General features: G+C 44.9%; 13 protein-coding genes and 1 tRNA gene. 9 read left to right on the forward strand and 5 right to left on the reverse strand.

What is annotated here, in order from left to right:
• Nucleotides 1–305: 305 nt before the first annotated feature.
• Nucleotides 306–1,706, forward strand: coding sequence for a deoxyguanosinetriphosphate triphosphohydrolase (locus tag ACAM39_RS06315; protein ID WP_369627039.1), 1,401 nt, complete (start codon nucleotides 306–308; stop codon nucleotides 1,704–1,706).
• Between the two features lie 94 nt (nucleotides 1,707–1,800).
• Nucleotides 1,801–2,424: a TetR family transcriptional regulator gene (locus ACAM39_RS06320; protein ID WP_369627040.1), complete on the forward strand. Its 624-nt coding sequence runs from the start codon at nucleotides 1,801–1,803 to the stop codon at nucleotides 2,422–2,424.
• Between the two features lie 98 nt (nucleotides 2,425–2,522).
• Here the strand turns inward: ACAM39_RS06320 and ACAM39_RS06325 are convergent, their stop codons facing one another.
• The gene (locus ACAM39_RS06325) at nucleotides 2,523–7,325 is read right to left on the reverse strand and encodes a translocation/assembly module TamB domain-containing protein (protein WP_369627041.1); all 4,803 of its coding nucleotides are present in this window, start codon (nucleotides 7,323–7,325) and stop codon (nucleotides 2,523–2,525) included.
• A 160-nt stretch (nucleotides 7,326–7,485) separates the two neighbouring features.
• Nucleotides 7,486–10,707, reverse strand: coding sequence for a BamA/TamA family outer membrane protein (locus ACAM39_RS06330; protein WP_369627042.1), 3,222 nt, complete (start codon nucleotides 10,705–10,707; stop codon nucleotides 7,486–7,488).
• 129 nt (nucleotides 10,708–10,836) lie between these two features.
• Here ACAM39_RS06330 and ACAM39_RS06335 point away from each other — a divergent pair, with 129 nt between their 5' ends.
• The gene (locus ACAM39_RS06335) at nucleotides 10,837–12,159 is read left to right on the forward strand and encodes an MFS transporter (protein WP_369627043.1); all 1,323 of its coding nucleotides are present in this window, start codon (nucleotides 10,837–10,839) and stop codon (nucleotides 12,157–12,159) included.
• A gap of 275 nt (nucleotides 12,160–12,434) precedes the next feature.
• Entirely contained in the window at nucleotides 12,435–13,247 is an 813-nt protein-coding gene (locus tag ACAM39_RS06340; RefSeq protein ID WP_369627044.1) for a peptidoglycan DD-metalloendopeptidase family protein, read from the forward strand.
• A 108-nt stretch (nucleotides 13,248–13,355) separates the two neighbouring features.
• Here the strand turns inward: ACAM39_RS06340 and pdxA are convergent, their stop codons facing one another.
• Nucleotides 13,356–14,399, reverse strand: a complete 1,044-nt coding sequence (gene pdxA / locus ACAM39_RS06345; RefSeq protein WP_369627045.1) for a 4-hydroxythreonine-4-phosphate dehydrogenase PdxA — start codon at nucleotides 14,397–14,399, stop codon at nucleotides 13,356–13,358.
• 313 nt (nucleotides 14,400–14,712) lie between these two features.
• Here pdxA and ACAM39_RS06350 point away from each other — a divergent pair, with 313 nt between their 5' ends.
• Nucleotides 14,713–15,114: a hypothetical protein gene (locus ACAM39_RS06350; protein ID WP_369627046.1), complete on the forward strand. Its 402-nt coding sequence runs from the start codon at nucleotides 14,713–14,715 to the stop codon at nucleotides 15,112–15,114.
• A 78-nt stretch (nucleotides 15,115–15,192) separates the two neighbouring features.
• On the opposite strand, the gene ACAM39_RS06355 is transcribed toward ACAM39_RS06350, so the two are convergent.
• Nucleotides 15,193–15,268, reverse strand: a tRNA-Arg gene (locus tag ACAM39_RS06355).
• 148 nt (nucleotides 15,269–15,416) lie between these two features.
• Here ACAM39_RS06355 and dnaE point away from each other — a divergent pair.
• The 4 genes from dnaE to cysE all read left to right on the forward strand — a co-directional run bounded on the left by dnaE (nucleotide 15,417) and on the right by cysE (nucleotide 21,403).
• Entirely contained in the window at nucleotides 15,417–18,977 is a 3,561-nt protein-coding gene (gene dnaE / locus ACAM39_RS06360; protein WP_369627047.1) for a DNA polymerase III subunit alpha, read from the forward strand.
• A 172-nt stretch (nucleotides 18,978–19,149) separates the two neighbouring features.
• Entirely contained in the window at nucleotides 19,150–19,494 is a 345-nt protein-coding gene (locus tag ACAM39_RS06365) for an Hpt domain-containing protein (RefSeq protein ID WP_062330911.1), read from the forward strand.
• 24 nt (nucleotides 19,495–19,518) lie between these two features.
• Nucleotides 19,519–20,355: an RNA methyltransferase gene (locus tag ACAM39_RS06370; RefSeq protein WP_369627048.1), complete on the forward strand. Its 837-nt coding sequence runs from the start codon at nucleotides 19,519–19,521 to the stop codon at nucleotides 20,353–20,355.
• Between the two features lie 121 nt (nucleotides 20,356–20,476).
• On the forward strand, nucleotides 20,477–21,403 hold the full coding sequence (cysE, locus tag ACAM39_RS06375) for a serine O-acetyltransferase (RefSeq protein WP_472828274.1): 927 nt from the start codon (nucleotides 20,477–20,479) through the stop codon (nucleotides 21,401–21,403).
• A gap of 60 nt (nucleotides 21,404–21,463) precedes the next feature.
• Here cysE and ACAM39_RS06380 read toward each other — a convergent pair whose 3' ends face one another.
• The gene (locus ACAM39_RS06380; RefSeq protein WP_369627050.1) at nucleotides 21,464–22,963 is read right to left on the reverse strand and encodes a S41 family peptidase; all 1,500 of its coding nucleotides are present in this window, start codon (nucleotides 22,961–22,963) and stop codon (nucleotides 21,464–21,466) included.
• Nucleotides 22,964–22,965: the final 2 nt, after the last annotated feature.

Genomic DNA, 22,965 nt, shown 5'->3' on the forward strand with positions numbered 1-22,965 from the left:
CATAGATTAAAACCTATGTCTGGTAGTGCTACAAAAGCAATTTACAAAGGTAATCAAATATTACATTTATCTTATGGTGATTACATTCTACACTGTATTTGTTACTAAATTATAACAATAATAAAAAATTACACAATTGTTTTATCAGAAAAATTCCTATTTGGTCATTTTTTGCGATTAATGGTATAGTGTTATCAAACCCTTGAAAAAATGTTTATCCAAACTGGTTAATAATCAATTATCTAGCTAGAATCAGTTATCTAATTCCAAGAAACCGCTTTTTATCTTTATGACTGAAAACAATAATGAAAAAAAATACACACAAACAATGGCAAGCGCTGTTATCTGCCAAACCTATCTATCATAGCAATCAGTTCACCCAATCCAAGACGTCAAGGACGGCATTTCATAAGGACTATGACAGGCTGGTTTTTTCGCAATCTTTTCGCCAATTAAATCAAAAAACCCAAGTGCATCCGTTAACCCATGAGATGGGTATTCATACCCGCCTAACCCATTCGCTTGAAGTATCTTGTATTGGGCGCTCATTAGGGATGATGAGCGCGGAGAAACTCGGTAATGACCTGCCAAGCAGCTTTACCATGTCGGATATGGGTGTCATTGTGCAAGCAGCTTGTTTGGCGCATGACATTGGTAACCCCCCATTTGGGCATGCGGGTGAACAGGCGATTCGAGATTGGTTTTTTCAGCCTTCCCAGCGCCAATATCTGCAGCGGCTTAGCCCACGCCAGCAAATAGATTTGTTAGCGTATGAAGGTAATGCGCAAGGTTTTCGATTGCTGACCCGTAACGAGCATCATCCCGATGAAGGCGGCATGCGCCTGACAGCGGCGACGCTGGGCGCTTTTATGAAATACCCTTATCTTTCCACCCCTATCAACCCAGTCAGCAACCCAGTCAGCGACAGTGACGCACTGCCCTCGCCCTTAACGCTCAAGAAATTTGGCTGCTTTGAAAGTGAAGCGCCGTATTTACAGGATTTGGCGGAGCAGCTGCGACTACCCAAGACCCAAAGAGGTTACGCGCGTCATCCATTGGCTTATTTGCTAGAAGCCGCCGATGATATTTGTTATGCGCTGATTGATTTGGAAGATGGGATTTTACTGGGTATGTTAGAGTATCATGAAGTTGAGCCACTGCTGCTCAAACTCGTGGGTAAACGGCTTGGGGTACCGTCTGAAGTCACGACCAATGCGCCTATCAGCCAAAAATTAGCCGCGCTACGAGGGCGAGCAATGCGGCGATTGGTGGACAAAGTTACTGATGCCTTTGTTGCCAACCAAGCTGCCTTATTGGCAGGTGAGCTGACGGGCAGCTTATTTGACTACTGCCCCAATAACGTACGCAGTAGTATCAGTGAAGCCAAAAGCCTAGCCAATACCCGTATTTTTCAACATCCGAGCAAAGTACGCGTTGAAATCATGTCAAACCGCTGTTTACATACGCTACTTGATGCGTTTATGCCGCTCGCGTTGACGGGTGATTCAGCAGACAGTATTTCTCAGTTTGAGCAATTACGATTGCTTAACTTATTAAATGCCCATTTAAGCAATGTTAGTCGGCAATTAGGGGATGATGTTTATCAAAATATGTTGTGTATTTTAGACATGCTGACTGGCATGAATGATCATGAAGCCTATCGGCTCGCGCAGGCGTTAAAGGGTAATTGGTCGGTGAATATTTAAACCTCATCACTTATCGTCAATCGTCAACGATTGTATATTTGGCGTTTTCGGCTTAGAATATTTTTCCTTATTTAACCCGCTGATTGGATACCTAATGACTAGCCGTGACTTGCAAAAACGCCAAACCCGTCAAGCCTTTTTTCAATCGGTGCTTCAGTTATCGAGGTCAGGGCATGCGTTTTCGTCGATTTCACTTCGTCAGATTAGCCGCGAAGTGGGCGTAGTGCCAACGGCTTTTTATCGACATTTTCAGGATATCGATGAGCTTGGCACCTGCTTAGTCAATGAAGAACTCGGTCACACGCTGCAAAGTCTGCGCGATCATTTGCAGCTGGGTCGCACCCGAACGCATGAAGGTCAAATTGCCTCAAGCGTGCGTTTCTTTTTAGAAAGTGTCGAGCACGCGTCATTGCACTGGCACTTTATTGTCTCTGAGCGCTATGGTGGCAACCAAGCTGTGCAACATGCACTCGATGAGCAAATCAGCTTGTTTGCGCAAATCATGACCGATGATTTGGCCATGCAACCTGCCTTTGGACATTTAAATCAAGAAGTACGGCTGTTGATTGCGGATATGGGCGTGAATATGTATTTTTCTTGGGTGTATAAATGGCTCAAATTTGACCCCACAGAGGTACAAGGTAAACAAGATTATCTCAATCGCTGTATCAAACAGGCGCAAGTGCTGTTTTATGGTGTGCGTAATTGGTGTCCTTAACAAAAACTTAAGCTAAAAAACAGTGAAACCAACAGACAGTTAAATAAAAAAAAGGCTGAGCATTAACTCAGCCTTTGTTATTACTATTTATTAACCCGTTAATAGCGCCAGTTATAAATCAAATCGACAGAGTTATTGATGGCAGATTTAGCCTCAATGTATAAGCGTCTTGTTAATTGATAACGCATACTAAGCTCAGGCTGCGAGGTGAACACGCCTACCCCATACCGTATAAACAAGTCTGGCGTGATATACCCTGTTAGACTGACCAAAGTGTCATTGCCCGAACCATTGGCATCTAACGTTAAACGCTGCAACCCAAACGCCCGACCAATTTGGTTGGTAAATTTGCGCGTCCCGCTTAAGCCATAACTTAACCCTGCTGCGGCAATGGTATTATTGACGCGGTTTCTAAAGTCTTGTTCGTTGGTAGTTTGACCTGAATGGTTATTTAGGCTACCCGTCACCAACGCATTCATCGCCTGCTGTTCACTAAGTCCGCCATTATTAAACACGGTGATACTTGGCGCGCTGGCACTACCTTTGACTTTGACGCCCACTTGTACGCCTTGCACGTCTTTTACTGCCTCTACGTTTAGCAGTGGTTTCATCACTTCACCATTGAACCGAACTTGCGCAAAGTTTAGATTCAAGCTTTGCCCAAACACTTCGACTTTTGAGCGGCGTGATACTTGCACCACCCCTTCTGCTTTCATGGTGCCTTGACCGCGCTGGGTGATATGCAGCGCACCCGCCAATGGTAAGCGTGCCCCAAAACCTTGGAAACTTATGCGCTCGCCGAGATCGACACCCACATCCGCGTTGATATTCCAAGGTTGGGTGACTTTTAGTACATCATCAATCTGACCCATCAAGCGTCTATCAATCACGTTAACATCTGGGGATTTGCTCACCACACTGCCGGTGGTTTCAGGGGGGCGAATGGTGGCGCGAGGCACATCAATCACGCCGACGATATTCACGTAGCGCTGGCTAGGTTTGACAATCACATCAAAAATTGGATTAATAATGGCAGTAATCGCAGGCGGCTGGCTCACTTGCAGCGCTTTACCTTGCAGCTTCAGCTTGGCTTGCAACTCACGTGTCCAATCAACTGTACCGGTAATGGTGCCTTGACCATCGCCTGCACTGGCAAAAGACCCGTCAATAGAGGCTTGATTGCCTGCCACGTGCGATAACACATTAATCTTATCAAAGCGCATCGGCACGCCTGTGATGCTAAGACCGGCATCTTGTAGCTCGATATCGCCCACAAATTTGGGCTGCATTAATGAACCACTGATTTTACCTGCCACTAGACCGTTACCTGTCAAACGTTCAAACGATGGGAAGAAAGGTTTAAACACCGCCAAATCAATATCTTGAAAAACAACAGTGCCTGAAATCGGTTTTGACTGTATGTAGGGATTGACGGTGGCGTCCAAATAGCCATTGCCTGCGCCATTGGCTGTTTTGATATCTGCACGAAGTTTTAGCCCTTCTGCGGTTGAACGCGCAATGACACTGATACGCTCATAGGCAATGGTCGTTGGATTTTCTTCAGGGGTTTGTGGGGCAGTACCAAATACCCCGTTATCGGTAAAGAAGCTGGCATTGATACTGGGTCGTTGGTTCTTCTGCCAATGAACGAGTGCGGTGCCGTTGAGTTTTCCTGACCAAGCGATATCACGCGGCATCACCACAGAGAAAATTTGGCTATCAATTTGTTGTACGCTGACATCGACATTGCCTTGCCCATTACTGACCACAAGGTTGTTTTTTAGACACAGACTGCCGTTTTGCCCAACCATTTGCCAGCAGTGTGCCGCCATTTGTACATTTAGGTTTTGCCAGCCCAATAGCATTTGGGCGGGCTGTAGCTGTTGCAGCTTGGCATATTTGGTACCAATTTGTCCATTACCAAGCAGACCCGACCACTGTTTTTTGGCAAGATCGATACGACCTTTGAGCGTCGCTTGTACTTGTCCTTTGGTGCTATCTGCTTTGACATCTAAGGTGTGATTGTCTTGGGTACCGTTAAAATACAGTTGCACAGAGCGCAGCGGTTGATTGGCGATGTTGAGACCCGTTGCAGTCAATTGTAACTGACTGGGTGATTTGGCAAGATTGACCAATTTACCGGTGACTTTGGCATCGAGTACCACAAAGTTTGGCAGTGAAATGTTACGCCCGACTAAATCCACATAGATATTAGGCAGTGCTTGGTTGTTATCTTGGGTTAAGACAATACCGCCTTTGACAATACCTTTTAGCTGTGGCATTAGCTGATTGAGTGTGCTGATATCGACACTGGTCACCAGTTGGTTTTGGTTGCCATTGGCGGTGATACGATTGCTACCCCATTGTACCAGTAGATTATTGGCTTGCAGACTTTCAATAAGACGGCGGATTTGTCCGTATTTTTGACTATTGGCGCTATTTTCAATGACTTGACGCAGACTACTTAGGTCTTTTGGTAAATTCAGTTTTGCGGTCAATTGACCCGTTGCCATCAAAGGTTGATTTTTTAGTCTGCCTTTGAGATTCATATTGGCGATATGAATATACTGAGCGCCTGCCCGCCAATAGCCATCGGTATTGATCGTGCCGGTGATTTGGCTTGGCAGACTTGGCACAAAATAGCTAGCATCAAAATTTTTCATGTCGGCATTGATATGCCAGCCGGCACCATTGGTCATATCAATGCTACCGTTGGCATTGATATAGCCTTCTTTACCTTGATGACTAAATTGATTAATTTTGAGCTGTTGTGGCGTGCCTGCAATATCAAATTTAAATGAGCCTGCGGGTACATTTGGCGCATTGAGGCTACCATCAAATTTGGCGGCGATATAAGATAACTTATTGCTGAGTAAATCGGCACGTACTTTGCCTGCGCCTTTTAAGGCTAAGTATTTTTTGCTATTGTTGGCGCCCAATAAATCCCCTGTCATGTCAATTTGGTTGATGGTGACATCATGACGGTTCAACACCGCTCGATTGGCTTGACGGAGCTGTTGCAGGGTACCGCTGGCAACCACATTGCCCGTTAAGTCTTGCAGCGGGATGCTACTTAAAATGCCGTGTGCATTTAAATGATTGGTTTTGGCATTGATTTGCCAAGCTAACGGCTGATTGCCGCTGGCAAGTTTGAGCTTACCATTGCCTGCCAAATTACCTGCCACGCCTTGATACAGCAATTGAGTGATGTCAACTAGCTGACCTGTTTTGTTGACATTGACTTGGTAATGACCACTTGGGGCTTGATTGAGCTTTAGTATATTGGCATTGACTTGGGCTTGTACACTACTGGGTCGCTTGCCGTCTGCCGGCTGAAAAATCACGTGCGCTTTGCCATTGGGACTATTAAACTCGCCAATACTCGGTAAATTGTGACGTATTAGCTGTTGCCAATTGGCATCGATAGTATAAGGTTTATGGTTGCCTTTGGCTTGTCGGATATCGGCATTGATAATTTCACCATCATCTTGGCGCAGATTTGCCCGTACTTGCATCGGCAATTTATCAGTTGCCACATCATAGACGATGCCTAATTTGCCTGTTAAAGTCTCTGGCGCATACGGTGCGATGTCTTTTGGCAACAACTGACGAATCTTAAAGCCATTACCTGTATTCATCAGGGCAATACGGGTGCGGTCATGCCAATCTATCGTGCCTTGACTCGTCAATGTGCCTTGCGCGACTTTAGCCGTAAGGTATTCGATACTGAGTTTTTGATTGGCAATCACGCCGCGACCTTGATAGTGCCCATCAGGGATATCTTTGGCGGTCAAATCAGCATTGATACGCAGCTGGATATTATTGGTCACCCCTGTCGCGGTCGCTAGTCCATTTTTTAGATGGATGTTTTGACTGGTGGCATAGGGTAATAACACATCTTTCCATTCAAGTTTGGCATTAAATGGTGCGTTTTTATCCATCGGCTGCGCTGTTACATGCCCAGTAACATCCGATTGATTGTATTTACTATTTATATCCGCGGTCAAAAATTTCAAACTGCCTGTGGCATGGGTATCAAGCGCATCGACATACACTTTTGACAGTGAATTGATGATGACCAGTCCTGTCACATCCAGCGGATAATCCTGCTGCAGGTCAATTTTGCCTTTGATTTTATCAGCGCTTAATAAATTGTTATACGCCAATTTGCCTTCGCCAACCGTGATTTGGGTATCATACCAAGTAAAATTTTGGACATGGGCTTGTTTAAAATCGATGGGGTCGCGAGTCACTTGCTGATAGCGCACTAAATTTGCTTTTACGTCATCTAAGGTTAAGTTAACAGGCAGTGCAATACGTGGGTAATCAAAGGGTTTATTGGAAGGGGGTTTTTTGTAAGTGATGACCATGCGATTGATGTTGGCTTCACGCAAATGCACTTCTTTATTGATGAGGGCGCGCCAGCCAATTTTGACATAGGCTTTATCAACGGTGACTTCGACATAATTTTTTGGCGGTTTACTAGGAATTTTAACATCATACACCCAAATGCCATCGCGAAGATTGCCTTTGCCGTATGTTAGACTAATACCTGTTTGTTGAACGATGGCATTGATAAGTAACCGTGTACCCCATGGGGTGCCGACGGCATAATAAGCCCCTAGCATCACTAAGATTAAAATAAGCGCTAACACAATGGCAATTTTGGACACAAAGCCAAGTGGATACCAACGTCGTAGCCAACGTGCATCTTTTTGTGCTGGGTCTAAATCATCACTGATTGCCGTATCCGCCTGGTTAACGTCTAAATCTTCACCGTCTGAATTTTTAGGGTCTAGGTTAGTGTCTAGTTTAGTATCTAGGTCATTATTTACCAACGATTTATCGTCAGGCTTGGTGCTATCTTCGGGCAATGAGTCGTGGTTATTATCGTCTTTCATTAATATCGCAAATCAATCGTTAGCTCACTACAAAAACACAGGTTCTATGCGCTGTATATGGGCGGTATATTGGATAAACCTTACATACTAGCAAAGTTTTATCCAAAAATCTTAACTAAAAGCTTTGCATAAAATAATGCCGTGATTTTTAGCCAAATTATTATAGCGGTGAACCGATAAAGAAGTGTAAACGCACATCGTTGTTATCGCCTGTCAGACCTTTTGCCACATCGAGCCGTACCAAGCCTATCGGTGATTGCCAGCGGATACCTGTACCGATACTGACCGCCGTTGCGTTATCATATTCGCCCGTTGTATCATACGCATTACCAAAGTCAGTAAACACAGCGCCCCGAAAACTCGGTCTAAACTCATAGTTATACTCTGCTGAGCCTACTGCTAAGGCATCACCGCCGACTAAGAAATTTTCGCCGCCATAGGTCGGTCCTAAACTATCGGTGTTGTAGCCGCGGATACTTGAATCACCGCCGGCAAAAAAGCGTGAACGGTAAGGTACATCATAAAAATCACCGCTATATAGATAGCCCAAATCCAGTCGCCCAATCACTTGTTGTTTGTTATCTTTGCCAAAAGTATACATCCCCGTACCACCCGCACGTAAAATTGCCATATTGGTGTCACTCAGTGCCCCTTTAGCACCGACTTCAAGCGAATAACGTTGGCTATAACCCCACGTTGGCGTCAGCATATTGTCTGCTACCGTTTTATTGATTGCATAACCTGCCAACAAGGCTTGTTGGGTATAGTCCGATGCGTAGTTGTTAAAAGGATAAGGCAGACTATCGGTGCTATATTTTTCAGGGTCGACGGTCAATTTATCGCCGCGGTAGCGCAGTGAATAGGTGCGATTCCAACCACTATCATGATAAATATTGCGGGCAATACTGGCATAGACCGTGTCCGCTTCAAAGGTGTTGACTAGGTCATCAACTTCTTTGTGCTGATAGCCGACTGTGCCTGTCAGCTTATCGTTGAGGGGATGCTTGTAGGGTAAACTGGCATTAAATTCCACCGCTTGATCGACTTTGGATAACGCCACTGATGCCCCAGTCTGCAGACCACTTCGGTTAACCAAGTTATTTTGGTATTTACCGGTCAAGCGCACGCCTACGTCAGTTTCATAACCCAAACCCACTTGTGCCTCATGCGGCTTGGTGGCATTGAGTACCACATAGGTTGGGATTTGCTTTGTTTCATACACTTGTTGTGGCGTGAGCTTTGATATGACTTGGTCTTCTCGTGGTTTGATGGGTAAGTCTTTGTCTTTATCGAGTTTTTTTGCCGTTTTACTGACCGCATTGGCGATGACCACCAGCGGATTTTTACTTTTATTTTCAGCCTCGGGTGATAACTCCATATCTTCGGGTGCGGCCAATAAATTTTTGGCTTTTCGGCTGATGGCATTGAGACGTTGTTCGGTCGAATCATCGACTTCAAATTGAATCGGCGCGATATCATTGGGGTCTTGCACCTGATTGACGGTTTTTTGCGTCGTGCTATCGACAGTACCTGCGGATTGAAGTTCAGATGAGTTGCTTTGATCGGTTGAATTGGTGGGTGAAGTACCAGCGGATGTACCAGAAGTGTCAGCGACATTATCGGCTGTGGTATTGCTGCCGCTGGCAGTGCTGAGCGTCGCCGAGCCCGATTGTTCAAATGCGATATCGCTTGCTGCTTCGTCCGATGGCATGATGACATCGACATCCACCCCATTAAAATAACGGGTGGCAGTCAAGTTGTTGGTAAATTCGCTGACAAAGGGTTGATAGTAGGCATCGCCTTTTTGGTACGTCATTAAAGCTTTGAGCAGCTTTGGTTTTAAAGGCAGTTTGTCGGGGTCATCGGTCAAATTACCTTGTTTATCAATGCTATATATCTTCACATCATCAAAGTGATAGCGAGTTTTTGTGTCATAAATTAGGTCAACATCGGCGGTATTGTCCGGCAAAATAATATCCACCGAACTATTAAGCCATTTGGCATCGAAGTAACCATTGGTCTGCGCGACGCCTTCAATCGTCGCCTTTGCGGCTTTATAGATACCATGACTAAACACATCCCCTTCTTTGGGCGGGATTTCTTTTTCAATCACAGGATACACCGGCAGCGCGTTATCGCCTTTTCCGCCTTCACCACGGATATCAATGATGCGATTTTGCACAATGACGGGTTTGCCGACCTCTAAGGTGACTTGGATATTGTCTTTGCCTAAATGTTTAAAAGCGATTTTAGTGTCATAAAAACCCACCGCCTCTGCCGCATCTTTGGCAATTTGGCGTAATTTGTTCACACTGGCATTAAAATCCGACACCGATTCGACGGTCACTTTTTCCAATGCCGCCTTGATATTGCGCGCAGGCTCAAGTTTGGCATCGGCATTGGCAAAGCTGACATCAATATAGTTTAGCCCTTCCCCACGACCAATGATTTTGTTCTTCAAACGCGCCACGATACCTTGCGACTCTGCGGATACGGTTGAGTTGGCTTGTGGGGTGGTCAATGCCGCTGTTTGCTGTTGATAGGCGGGCAAGTAATCATTGGGATTGATGGTGTCGGTGGATTTGATATTACTGGCATCATTAGCGACGCCTTGATTACTAAGATTCTGATTGGCAATATTTTGGTTAGCGATATTTTGATTAGATAAATTGGTTTGCTCGCTCACTTTTTGATTAATCGCGTCAAAATTCTGTTTTTCGGTGGTCAGCTGCTCAGTGACTTGCGCTTGTGATTGGGTATTCACACTTGCAGGCTTGCTATTGTTGATTTGATTGGCAACCGACTGCGGCGTGGCTTGATCTAATGCCTTACTGTAGCCGACACTAGGTTGGTTTTGTTTCAACGTTGCCACAGGTTGGTTGAAATTATTAAAATCTGCTAAGGTCTGATTATCGAGTTGTTGACCAATTTTATCTTCAACGCGCTGCTGATTGAGTTGATACAGATAAGGCTGAGCGGTGTTGGCATCAGTAGTGATGCTGCCTTGCTCAGTTGCCGCAGGGATGGTATTTTGCGTTGCCGTGGTACGCTTGCTGTCATTTGCAGTGGTCTGCGCTTCGCTGTTCGTGGTTAGCGAGCTATTCGTTGCTGAGCTGTTAGCTGAACTATTAACAGTAGCTGACATTATTGGCGTTTGTGCCCCCCAAGCAGGTACCATACCGACACTAACCAAAGCAATCGCCAAACGTATGGGGGTCAAGCGAAACAGCGAATGGTTTGATACGCTAGACTGGGCGCGGCTTTGACGAGGATTTGACGGACAAGGATTTGACGATAGTGGAGAGAGGGCATTAAAAAAACTAAACGGGTTATCGGTCGATGCGGTTGACGGACGATAGGGTAGCAAATTTATTGGTTTCATGATAAAAATCAAATCCTTGAGCGAGCACTAGGCGATTTTAGCATAAACATTTTACTAACCAAACATTTTCGCAACCCTTTGTAAAATATTTGTTAAGATAGTCATCATCAGACATTTCTAGGATTGCTCATGAGTACCCAATTTGCGCTTTTTAAATACAAACGCTTTAGCGCCATGTTTGCCACCCAGTTTTTAGGGGCGTTTAATGACAATGTATTTAAGCAAGGTTTGATTTTAGTACTGACCTTTATGGCAGCGGCAAAATTGGGGATGCGTGTCAGTTTGCTCAACAATCTGGCGGCGATGCTGTTTGTATTGCCGTTTTTTTTGTTTTCCGCCTTGGCGGGTCAAATTGCTGATAAATATGAAAAATCTTGGCTGACAAGGCTGATTAAAATCCTTGAAATCGTCATCATGGTAGTTGCCGCATTTGGGTTTGTGTTTGAGATTTATCCGCTATTATTTGTTGCGTTATTTTTGATGGGCACCCATTCGGCGTTTTTTGGTCCTATCAAATATGCTTATCTACCCCAAGCGATGACCACCGATGAGTTGGTGGGTGCCAATGGGCTGTTTCAAATGGGCACGTCACTGGCTATTTTGACAGGGATGATGCTGGCTGGCGTATTGATGAAGTTGGACAGTCCGCTGTTTTGGATATCTGGGGTGACGGTTTTTGTGGCGATTATTGGCTACTTGGCTTCTCGGTTTATTCCCGTCATGACTGCCCCACAGCCTGATTTGACCATCGACTGGAATATCTTTCGTACTAGCTGGAAAACCATTGCCAATCTATATCGTTTGCCGATTATGTGGTTTACCATTTTGGGTAATAGTTGGTTTTGGTTTTATGGTGCCACGTTTTTGACCCAAGTACCTGAATTTAGTAAGTCTATTTTGCTAGGCGATGAAAGCGTCGTGATATTTTTATTAACGCTGTTTTCTGTCGGTACGGCGCTTGGCTCACTGTTATGCAAAACGTTAACCAAAAACCAAGTGAGTTTAAAGCTGTTGCCCTTTGGGATTGCAGGATTGACGATTTTTGCGATTGACTTGTATTTCACGCTTTCAGCGATGCATTTGCCGCTACTCGCCAACAACGCGCACTATAGTATCGGTATGATTTTTGCCACGCCGGGTGCTATGCGTGTGTTTGTCGATTTGTTTTTATTGGGTTTCTCAGGCGGTATTTATATTGTACCTTTATATGCTTATATGCAAGCTTATTCACCTGAAACAAGCCGTGCTCGCATTATCGGTGCCAACAATATTTTAAATGCCGTATTTATGGTAGGTTCAGCAATTTTTTCGATTGTTTTTTTGACCCTAGTTAACGTGAGCCTGCCGATGCTATTTGCAATTGTCGGGGTGATAAATTTAGTCATGGGGATTTGGCTATTTTTAAAACTACAAAAATATAGCCCTGCCAAGCCCATTATGACCCATGAATAACACTGTATCGTCCTTTTCCATCACCCTATTTAATCGCCCCGTTAAATAGTTAGCACAAATAGCTAGCAATGTTAGGCAACGGATGGATGGCAAGTAATGGATAAATAAGGATTTTTGCGCCATTTTTTCATTTTATTCTAAAATGTTGCTATTTGTTATCGTTTGGCAAAGAAACGTTGTTGTTAACTCTAGTTACTTTGTAAGTGGTTAAAAGTTAGTTACTATACCCTGACTTGTTGTAATTTTTTTTGTATCACTTGCTAGGAATGACTGCTATGTTTGCCACTTATAAAACACTGTGCACGCCCAAACTGGTAAAACTCAGTGCGATAGCCTGTACGGCGGTGTTGATGACCGCTTGTGCTTCACAAAAGATCGCGACCGTGGATAAGCGTCCTGTGTATGTACGGGGCGTCCCCAACTATTATATTGTCAGAAACGGCGATACTTTAAGCAAAATCGCCACCACTTATGGACTAGATTATCGTCGTGTTGGCGCGCTTAATGGCCTTGATAGCAACTATACCATTTATCCAGGGCAACGCTTGATTTTAACCTCAGCAAGCAATCCTACTTCTTATCGCCCAACAACCATTCGCCCTGTGACGGTCAACCAATCATCCCGCCCGTCTAACCCGACTTATTACCCGCCTAGACAAACCAATAACTCATCAACCCCGTTACCGATGCCAAACCAAGTCATCGTGCCAACCAGCAGCTTATCACAAGGTTGGTTACGTCCTACCACTGGCAATCTATTGCGACCGTTTAACCAGCAAACAGGTACGTTAGGTATGTGGTTTGGCGGACAAGCAGGGGCAAATGTTGTCGCCAGCCAGCCAGGTACGGTGCTGTATGTCGGTAGTGATTTGCCAGAATATGGCAAATTAATACTGATTCAGCACAACAGCGACTACATTAGTGCCTATGCGCATTTGGGAAGTTTTGCTGTACAGGAGCGCCAAACGGTGCAAGCAGGTCAAACCATCGGTACCGTTGGGACGGACAATAATTTGAATCAACCTGCTGTAGAGTTCCAAATCCGATATCGTGGCACGCCAGTGAACCCCGCCAGTTATTTAAAATAATCAAGTAGCTATTTAAAATAATCAAGCAGCTATTTAAAATAATCGCAATAAAAAAGCCAATCTGTGACGATTGGCTTTTTTTGTCAGCGTAATTCTCGGTAAGGATAATTAAAGGGCAATCGCGGTCGCCATGTTATTGGCATAGTCAATCGCATGATACAGGCTATCGGTACTCGCTTTGCCTGTCCCTGCCAAATCCAGTGCCGTGCCATGATCGACTGAGGTGCGAATATAGGGCAATCCTAAAGTGATATTCACGGTTTCGCCAAACCCATGTGATTTGAGCGGCGCCAGCCCCTGATCGTGATACATGGCGATAATCGCATCGGCAGTGGCGATATGTTTTTGGGTAAACAAGGTATCAGCTGGCATCGCCAAACTAATATCGATACCTTGATCGCGATAGTGCTGTAACACAGGATTGATGATGTCAATTTCCTCTCTGCCTAGATAGCCGCTTTCCCCGGCATGAGGGTTGAGTCCACAGACCAATATTTTTGGGTGAGTGAGACCAAATTTTTGCTGACAATCTTGGATGACAATATCGACGGTTTTTGTCACTTCTTCGTGGGAAATCGCATCGGCGACCGCTCGCAGAGGCAAATGGGTGGTGACTAACGCCACTTTCATCAGGCTATTGGCGAGCATCATCACCACTTTATCCAGACCCGACTGCTGCATAAAAAATTCGGTATGCCCCATGAAATCTGGCAACACAGTCATAATCACTGATTTTTGCAGTGGCGCGGTGACAATTGCAGCGACTTGTTTGCTGATGGCGAGCTTATGCGCCAGTTGCAGCTGTGCGATGACCATTCGCGCGTTATGCGGATTTAGCTGCCCTGCTACCACAGGTTGTGCTGTCGGCACATTCACCACCAAAATAGTGTCATGCGCTGATGGTTGAGCAATTTGCGGTAAATCTTTTAACTCATGCATGGCTAATTGTTGAATCACCAACCCGTCTTTTACCGCGCCTTTTTGTTTGAGCTCACTATACCTTTGTTGCAGCGCGTTGATATCTGCCAACACAATGACAGCGCGATTGGGCAGATTTAATTGCTGTTTGTCGGCAAGCATCAGTATGATATCCATGCCAATACCCGCAGGTTCGCCCGAAGTAATCACTAAGGGAAGACTTTGAATGGTCATTTTTATACCTTTTGATAAAAACTGATAAAGCCATCAGTTAATATTTTATGAATTTATTACCAATGATGGGGCGCATTATTAACTTGATAAAATAGTTTCATGCTCATGACGTCAACTAAAACCCTGATTACACGGATGACTGTTAGCGATTACCAATGGCTTGATTAAATGAAATCTAATTATTTGGGTAATGTTAAGTAAGTATTGTATACCCAATGAGTTTGCTATTATTAACTTAATTTAAATCAGTGTATAATAGGACTACACTTTACTGTCAATCCTGTATTTTACTGTTGTTATCAATGGAGTCCCTATGGCTACCTACGAACATATTAACCAAAGAGTTGAAAAAATGTGTCAGCAATCTGAAGATTTTTCAGTTCGCGTACCACAAGTCATGCAGCGCCGCATCTATATGATAGCGAAACAAAACCCCCTCAATAATGCCAAAGAAATGAAAGAAATGGAACGTATGGTGACTGAAAAACCCATCGCATTTTTTGAATCTTGGACGCAAATGGCTTGGCAAGCGCTCGTTGCGCAACAAAATATTGGGCAATTAATGTTTTCAAACTGTATGAAATTAAGCTTGGGTCAACCGATTTCATTGGAAAACTTCTTTTATTCTGTTAATCAAGAAGCCCTGCATGTATTGGAAAAAGGCATGCACCCTATCTATAGCCGCGTGGCAGCCAATGCCAAACGTTTAAGCTAAGTTTTACTTTTTTCAACTAAACCCAATATTTTTTTATTGGGTTTTTTTATTTTTATAGGTTTTTGATGTCAAAAAAACTGGTACGCCCAGCGGGACTTGAACCCACGTCGGTCGCTTAGGAGGCAACTGCTCTATCCAGTTAAGCTATAGGCGTAAAGGGCTCCTATTTTATCATATTAAATCGTAAATGCTTAGCATCTGCTGATACTTTTTAAGCGTTTTGTTGCTGATTTTGTAGGTTCGCAGTTTTGCAATTCATAGTATAATAGTGGGCTAAAGACGAACCGCGATAAAGGCAATCCATGGCATTTGTACACTTTGGTATTCACACCGAATTTTCTATCACTGACTCGATTGTACGCATCAAAGCACTGGTCAAAGCTGCCAAAGCCGATAACCAACTGGCGCTTGCCATTAGCGATTTATCCAACCTGTATGCCACAGTCAAGTTTTATAAAGCTTGCTTGGATGCCGGTATTAAGCCGATTATTGGCTCTGAAGTCTGGCTTGAAAATGATAGTACGACAGTAACGCTACTTGCCAGCAACCAAATCGGCTATAAGAACTTGACCAATATCGTGTCAAAAGGCTTTGTCGATGGTCAAGTAATGGGCAAACCGATTATTCAGCGTGACTGGATTTTTGAGCGCAGTGAAGGCGTGATTGTGCTATTCACCGAAAAATCAGACGTCGGTCAAGCCATGTTATCATCTCATCCAGAAAAAGCCGATAGCCTACTACAACAATGGCAAACCACATTTGCCGATCGTGTCTATTTTGCCATTAAACGCACCCAGCGTGCCAACGAAGACCGTTTTATCGAGCAAGCTATTCGCATGTCAAATGCCTTTGATGTGCCTATCATTGCCCATAATGACGTGCGTTTTTTAACAGAAGATGATTTTGAAGCGCATGAAGCACGGGTGTGTATCGCCAATTCGCAAGTGCTTGCCGACCCCAATCGCCCACGTGATTATTCCTCTGAGCAGTATTTAAAAACCCAAGATCAGATGACTGCCCTGTTTAGTGACATGCCAGCGGTGATCGACAACACCTTGGATTTGGCAAAACGCTGTAACGTCATTATTCCTATGGGTCATCACGATTTACCCGAATTCCCCATTCCCGAAGGCGATACTATTGAAACTTTTTTCCGACGCACCGCCCAAGAAGGTCTAGAAAAACGCCTTGAAAAACTCTACCCCATCGAAAAACGCGACGACAGTTGGGGAGAAAAACGCAAGCCGTATGATGCGCGTTTGGAGTTTGAACTCACGACGATTTTGAATATGGGTTTCCCCGGTTATTTCTTAATCGTGATGGACTTTATCCGTTGGTCAAAAGCCAATGATGTGCCTGTAGGTCCTGGTCGTGGCTCAGGCGCGGGGTCATTAGTGGCGTATTCGCTCAATATCACCGACTTAGACCCGCTAGAATATGACCTACTGTTTGAGCGGTTTTTGAACCCTGAGCGGGTATCCATGCCAGACTTTGACGTCGATTTTTGTATCGAAGGGCGTGACCGCGTCATTGATTATGTGGCGCAAAAATACGGACGAGAAGCGGTATCCCAAATCATCACCTTTGGTACGATGGCAGCAAAAGCGGTGGTGCGTGATGTCGCGCGTGTTCAAGGTAAATCGTACGGTCTGGCTGATAAAATCTCCAAACTCATCCCCAAAACCCCCGGTATTTCGCTCGCTGAAGCGGTTGAAGCCGAACCGCAGCTCAAAGATTTGCTTAACAATCCTGACAATATGGATTATGAAGATGCTAATGAGATTTGGGAAATGGCGGTACGGCTCGAAGGGATTACCCGTGGCGTTGGTAAACATGCAGGGGGCGTACTTATCGCGCCCACCAAAATCACCGATTATAGCGCAATCTACTGTGATGAAGAGGGTCATCCCGTCAGTCAGTTTGATAAAGACGATGTGGAAGCAGTTGGCTTGGTAAAATTTGACTTTTTGGGTCTGCGCAATTTAACGGTAATTAATGCGGCAGTAAAAAACATCAACGCACGCCGCGCTAAAGAGCAACAACCACCGCTTGATCTTGAGACTTTACCCTTAGACGATAAGCCCACCTACACGCTGCTACAAGATGCCCATACCACCGCTGTGTTCCAGCTTGAAAGTACCGGCATGAAAAAATATTTGGCCAAGCTTAAACCGACCAATATTGAAGACGTCATCGCCATGTGTGCGCTGTACCGCCCAGGTCCACTAGATGCTGGGATGGTCGATATGTACATTGACCGTAAACACGGCCGCGAAGAAGTCATCTATGACCATGACCGACTTGAGCCGATACTGGAAAATACCTATGGGGTGATTGTCTATCAAGAACAGGTAATGCAAATCTCGCAAGCGATGGCAGGCTATAGTCTAGGCGGTGCCGATATGCTACGCCGCGCGATGGGTAAGAAAAAACCCGAAGAAATGGCAAAGCAGCGCAGTATTTTTGTGGAAGGGGCGATTGATCAAGGCATCGATGATAAACTTGCAGGTGGCGTGTTTGATTTGATGGAAAAATTTGCCGGCTACGGGTTTAACAAATCACACTCAGCGGCATACGGCGTGTTAGCCTATCAAACCGCCTATTTAAAACACTACTACCCTGCCGAATTTATGGCGGCGGTCATCACCTCGGATATGAATAATACCGATGGCGTGGTGTTTTTTATCAATGATTGCCGCGAAAATTTTGGTTTAAAAGTAGAAAATCCCAGTGTTAACCACTCCAATTGGGAATTTGTGCCGATTAACCCGACGACCATTGTGTATGGGTTAGGCGGTATAAAAGGTGTCGGTGAAGGTGCCGTAGAGTCTATCGTGGAAGCGCGAAACGCGGGCGGTGAGTTTACCGATTTGTATGATTTTTGCCGCCGTGTTGACACGCGAAAAGTCAATAAACGCACCCTTGAAGCATTGGTTAAAGCAGGCTGTTTTGATAGTTTTGCGCCAAAATTACGACCTGATTTGCCTGCGGATGAAGCTTATCACATCCGTGGCGCGTTACTTGCCGAATTGCCAAAAGCGGTACAAGCAGCCGAGCAACAGCGTAGCAATGACAGCCTAGGGATGATTGATTTATTTAGCGATATACAAGAAGTCACTGCGCCGCCCCCATTGCCCCGTGAGCCTGTCTGGACAGATGCTGAACGCTTAAAAGGCGAAAAAGATACGCTAGGACTTTATCTCACTGGTCACCCGATTGATAGTTATCGCGATGAGTTAAAACGCTATACACCAAAGACATTGGGCGATTTAAGCGAAACCAGCTATGGCGAAACCGTATTTTTTGCAGGCTTGATACTCGATGTCGCAAACTTTGGTAATCGCTCAGTGATTACGCTCGATGACGGTACAGGTCGTATCGAAGTGAGTTGTTATGCCGAGCGCTTTGCGCGCGTGAAAGACAAGCTTAAAGTGGAAACCGTGGTAATTATCGACGGTTCTATTCGTGAACGCGATGGCACGTTTTATGCCAGCCTACAAGAGGTAATGACCTTAACCGATGCGCGCAAACGCTGGCTAAAAAAAATCAGCATCAAAATTGCAGGTCATGATATGGCATTGTTTGAACAGATACAGCAATTGTTAGCGACCGCCAATAACTCAACAATTCATTACTTATCACATCAGTTGCATCACCCTGCCGACAATGCCCAATTTGTGGACAATCAGCCCACCAATGCATCGGCTCAATTAGGGGTACCGATTAATCTATGTGTGTATAACGACTATGCGATTGCCCATCTTAATATGCCAACACATTGGCAAATTGTGCCGACAGAAGAGAATTTTGGCAAACTCAAAAGCTTGGTCAATGAGGAAGATTTGCATTTACATTTTAGTTAGCGTCTGATTTTGGTGAATTTGGTCGATAAACCCATCATGCGATAAACGTTTGTATCCTTTAAACTGACTTTCATCAAAGTTTTGATAAAATTCAATGAGATATGGGCTAAAATAAGCCAATCAAATCTAACCAATGATGTTTTATTCAATGCCCCATCAACAGGAAACTCATATGACTCAGCCATCCCATATCAGCCTACCCCAGTTTGAAGAATTAAGAGCGTTACTTGACGAAGATTTTGTCGATTTGATGCATACTTATATGCAAGATAGTTTACAACGTTTATCGGAAATGGAAACAGCTTATGCCAACTTAGACAACCGTTTGGGTTATAATGCAGCGCACGGCTTAAAAGGCGCTAGCTCTAACCTTGGCGCTACCGAGTTGACCGAACTTTGTTATAAACTGCAAGAAATCTGCCGCACGGGTCATATCCACCAACATGAACAATTGATTGAAGAAATCAAAGCGGAATGCCATGCAGTGAATGACCAAATACAATCGCTTATTGCGTAACGACTGGCTAAAATTTGACAACCCATGGTAACGACTGACTCTCACGCTTCTCAGCAACCCTTCTCAATCCTTGCGGCATTTTTAGCCGGTATTCGCATTGTGATGGTAAATACCACCTTGCCTGCCAATATCGGCTCTGCCGCCCGCGCCATGCACACCATGGGTCTAACGCAGCTCACGGTGGTAGCGCCCAAACTACCGATTGACGAAGATGCCTATGCCCATGCCGCAGGTGCCAAAGCCATTTTAGATACTGTGACTATTTGCGACACCCTTGAGCAAGCCTTGCAAGATTGCCACTGGGTGATTGCTACCAGTAGTCGCCAACGCCATATTCCAAGACCCGTGCTATCGCCCCGACAAGCGGCTGAATTGATGGTCACTAATTTTCAAAACCTTGGCGATTTAATGACAGATGCTGCGCATCGCAATTGGCAACTTGCCATTGTGTTTGGTCGTGAAGATCGCGGTTTAACAAATGAAGAGCTGCAACTGGCCGACTACCATATTCAAATTCCTGCCAATCCGCAGTATGGGGTGTTAAATGTGGCGGCTGCGGTTCAAGTGATTGCCAGCGTTTTTTACGAAACTGCCGAATTAGCATTGACGGCAAAAACAGCGGCTGAAAAATCCATTGATTTGACTTTTCGCCAGCAGTGGGATGAGCCGCCTATCTCAAATGAGCAGCGTTTACAGCTAGAAAATAGGCTGTTGGCATTGCTGGAGAATTTAGATATCTACAACCCTGCCCAATCTAAAGTGATGCCTCAGCGTATTAATCGACTTCTTAGTAGGTTACAGCTTGATATCAAAGAATATCAGTTACTGCAAGCCACCATCGCAAAATTACTTAAATCCTAAGCTTGTTTAAAATTTTCAAGCAATTGATGAGTTCGTGATATCATAATCACTTAAAATTTTTATAAAATCGGTAGTCAGTATGTTGTCCGTCATCCAAAATTTATCCAAAAAAACCCAGACCATCAAAGCAGAATTACAAGAAGACATCCAAGCAGTGTTTGACCGTGACCCTGCAGCACGTAACACGCTTGAAGTGCTGTTGACTTATCCTGGCGTGCATGCGCTATTGATTCACCGCGTCGCCCACAGTATGTGGCAACACAATAACAAAGGCTTGGCACGGTTTGTATCCTTTGGCAATCGATTTCTGACCGGGATTGAAATTCACCCTGCAGCAAAAATTGGGCGTCGATTCTTTATTGACCATGGTATGGGTGTGGTCATTGGTGAAACCGCCGAAATCGGTGATGATGTTACCTTGTATCATGGCGTCACGCTCGGTGGGGTATCATTAAATGAGGGCAAACGTCATCCCACGCTGGAAGATGGCGTGGTTGTCGGTGCAGGCGCCAAAGTATTAGGCGGCTTTACCGTGGGTAAATATGCCAAAATCGGCTCCAATGCTGTCGTTGTCAAAGAAGTGCCTGCAGGCGCGACCATGGTAGGCGGTGCCGCGCGTTTGATTCATGATAAAGCCAAAGCAGAGCAAATGGGGCTTGATAGCTTGGCAAATAATGGGGTAACCCCAGCTGACGACTATATCGAAAAAACCGTCATCGAAAAAACAACCGATGCTGAGCAGATGAAAGCGATTGAACAAATCTCTATCAATACCTCTGCTACCAGTGAGGATGATTGCAATAAAATTAAGTTAGAGCAAGCGGGCGTTTTTCATCAATATGGGATTGACCCTAACACCCAAGACCCTGTGGCAACAACTTTTATCAAAATGCTCGAGCACATTCGCCAGTCTGAAGCGCGCCTTGATGAATTGCAAAGTGCAATGTGCAAATTGGATCCAAATTTTTGCAAAAAACACTATACCAAACTTGATGTACGCGATTTGGATGCGGTCGATCCGCAATTTTTTATGGAAGATGAATTGTAAAATAAATTTAACCCGATGATAAATATGAGAGGTTATTGGGTGACTGCTTAGGTGATTAGCTTAAAAAGACTGGGGCGTTGGTGTAGGTTTAAGTAAAAATTGGTTGCTTCGTTTGGTGGTTTGCAAATCCGCTAATACCTGATCTTGCCAACTCGTTTCTGCGCCAGTCAGAGCCACATCGGGTTTGACGCCTACGCCATCAATTTTCTCGCCTTTACTTGAGTAATAATGAGCGACCGTTAGCTTTACCGCTTCGTTATCATTGATGGGTATAATGCTTTGGATAGAGCCTTTACCATAGCTGGTTTCGCCATACACCTTGGCACGTTGGTTGTTTTGTAGGGCACTGGCTAATACTTCAGCCGCCGAAGCAGAATAACGATTTTGCAACACGACCAGCGGTAAGTCCGCAAATTGGGCTTTGCCGTGCGTGCGCATCACCTCTTGTATGCCCTGCCGATTTTTAATCTTCACCACCACTTTATCGTTCATAAATAAGCTTGCGATATCATTGGCAGCTGATAACACGCCACCTGGGTTATTGCGCAAATCGAGTACCAGTACGTTAAACGGCTGATTTAATTTGGTGAGAGCCATTAAAAATTGCTGCTGGGTATTGTTTTGAAACACGGGGATTTGCACCACCGCAACACCATTAATGATGTTGGCACTCATGGCTTGTTGTTGTAACAAGGTTCTTTGCACCACCACCAGATGTTTACGACGACCTTTATCCGAGACTAACAAGCGAGCCGTTGTCCCTGCGATGCCTGTTAGTAGCTGATCGACATCTTGCGAGGTTCGGGTGCTGTCTAACTTATTATCATTGATTTGATGCAAATAATTGCCGCGCTGAATACCCGCTTTGGCGGCAGGCGAGTTGGGCAGCACATCATCAAACACCCAGCTATCTACATCGGCATGAAAACTCACACTCACGCCAATGCTGCCTATATCGCCTTCGGTAAATAACCTTAAGTTTTCAAACGCGTTTGCATCCAGATATTCAGAATAAGGATCGAGCGCAGCTAAAGTGCCTGCCATCGCATTGGCAAACAGCGATTCATCATCGACATTGGTCACATAGTTTTGACGGATGATATCAATCATTTTGACAAATTTTTCAACCGTGACAGGTGATACTGCCCCCAGCGCCACTTGCTGGATTTGCCCAGAGGCTGGCGCGATGGGCTGATTGGCGGGATTAGTCACCATAGGCGTGGTTGATGTAATATCCACCTCTCCGCCATCATCAGCCTCATCATCCGTCAAATTGTCGTCATCAGCGCCATCCGGTATACCATTAGGTGCATTCACTACACTACCGGGCACGGCAGTAGGATTAGTACCCGCAATCGCCTGAGTGATTGCAGGTGTTAATGACGTTTTATTGGTTTTTGCAGAAACTGAGGCAGCAGAAGTAACAGGTGGTTTGACAGGCACTTTGACAGTCGGTCGGCTAGCCGCATAACCCAATGAACCTATCCCCCACAATGCCAGCACGATAACGTGTCTTTTGAAAGTAGGGTTAGAGAGTGGTTTGAAACGCTGCGTTACCATAC

This window comes from Moraxella sp. K02 (genome assembly GCF_041154755.1).
Lineage (GTDB): Bacteria > Pseudomonadota > Gammaproteobacteria > Pseudomonadales > Moraxellaceae > Faucicola.

Bases quoted from the DNA above. Each gene is read 5' to 3' on its own strand.
- ACAM39_RS06365 (WP_062330911.1), top strand. From the start codon at position 19,150: ATGACTCAGCCATCCCATATCAGCCTACCCCAGTTTGAAGAATTAAGA.
- dnaE (WP_369627047.1), top strand. From the start codon at position 15,417: ATGGCATTTGTACACTTTGGTATTCACACCGAATTTTCTATCACTGAC.
- ACAM39_RS06330 (WP_369627042.1), bottom strand. From the start codon at position 10,707: ATGAAACCAATAAATTTGCTACCCTATCGTCCGTCAACCGCATCGACC.
- pdxA (WP_369627045.1), bottom strand. From the start codon at position 14,399: ATGACCATTCAAAGTCTTCCCTTAGTGATTACTTCGGGCGAACCTGCG.
- ACAM39_RS06315 (WP_369627039.1), top strand. From the start codon at position 306: ATGAAAAAAAATACACACAAACAATGGCAAGCGCTGTTATCTGCCAAA.
- ACAM39_RS06335 (WP_369627043.1), top strand. From the start codon at position 10,837: ATGAGTACCCAATTTGCGCTTTTTAAATACAAACGCTTTAGCGCCATG.
- ACAM39_RS06340 (WP_369627044.1), top strand. From the start codon at position 12,435: ATGTTTGCCACTTATAAAACACTGTGCACGCCCAAACTGGTAAAACTC.
- ACAM39_RS06380 (WP_369627050.1), bottom strand. From the start codon at position 22,963: ATGGTAACGCAGCGTTTCAAACCACTCTCTAACCCTACTTTCAAAAGA.
- ACAM39_RS06320 (WP_369627040.1), top strand. From the start codon at position 1,801: ATGACTAGCCGTGACTTGCAAAAACGCCAAACCCGTCAAGCCTTTTTT.
- ACAM39_RS06325 (WP_369627041.1), bottom strand. From the start codon at position 7,325: ATGAAAGACGATAATAACCACGACTCATTGCCCGAAGATAGCACCAAG.
- ACAM39_RS06370 (WP_369627048.1), top strand. From the start codon at position 19,519: ATGGTAACGACTGACTCTCACGCTTCTCAGCAACCCTTCTCAATCCTT.
- ACAM39_RS06350 (WP_369627046.1), top strand. From the start codon at position 14,713: ATGGCTACCTACGAACATATTAACCAAAGAGTTGAAAAAATGTGTCAG.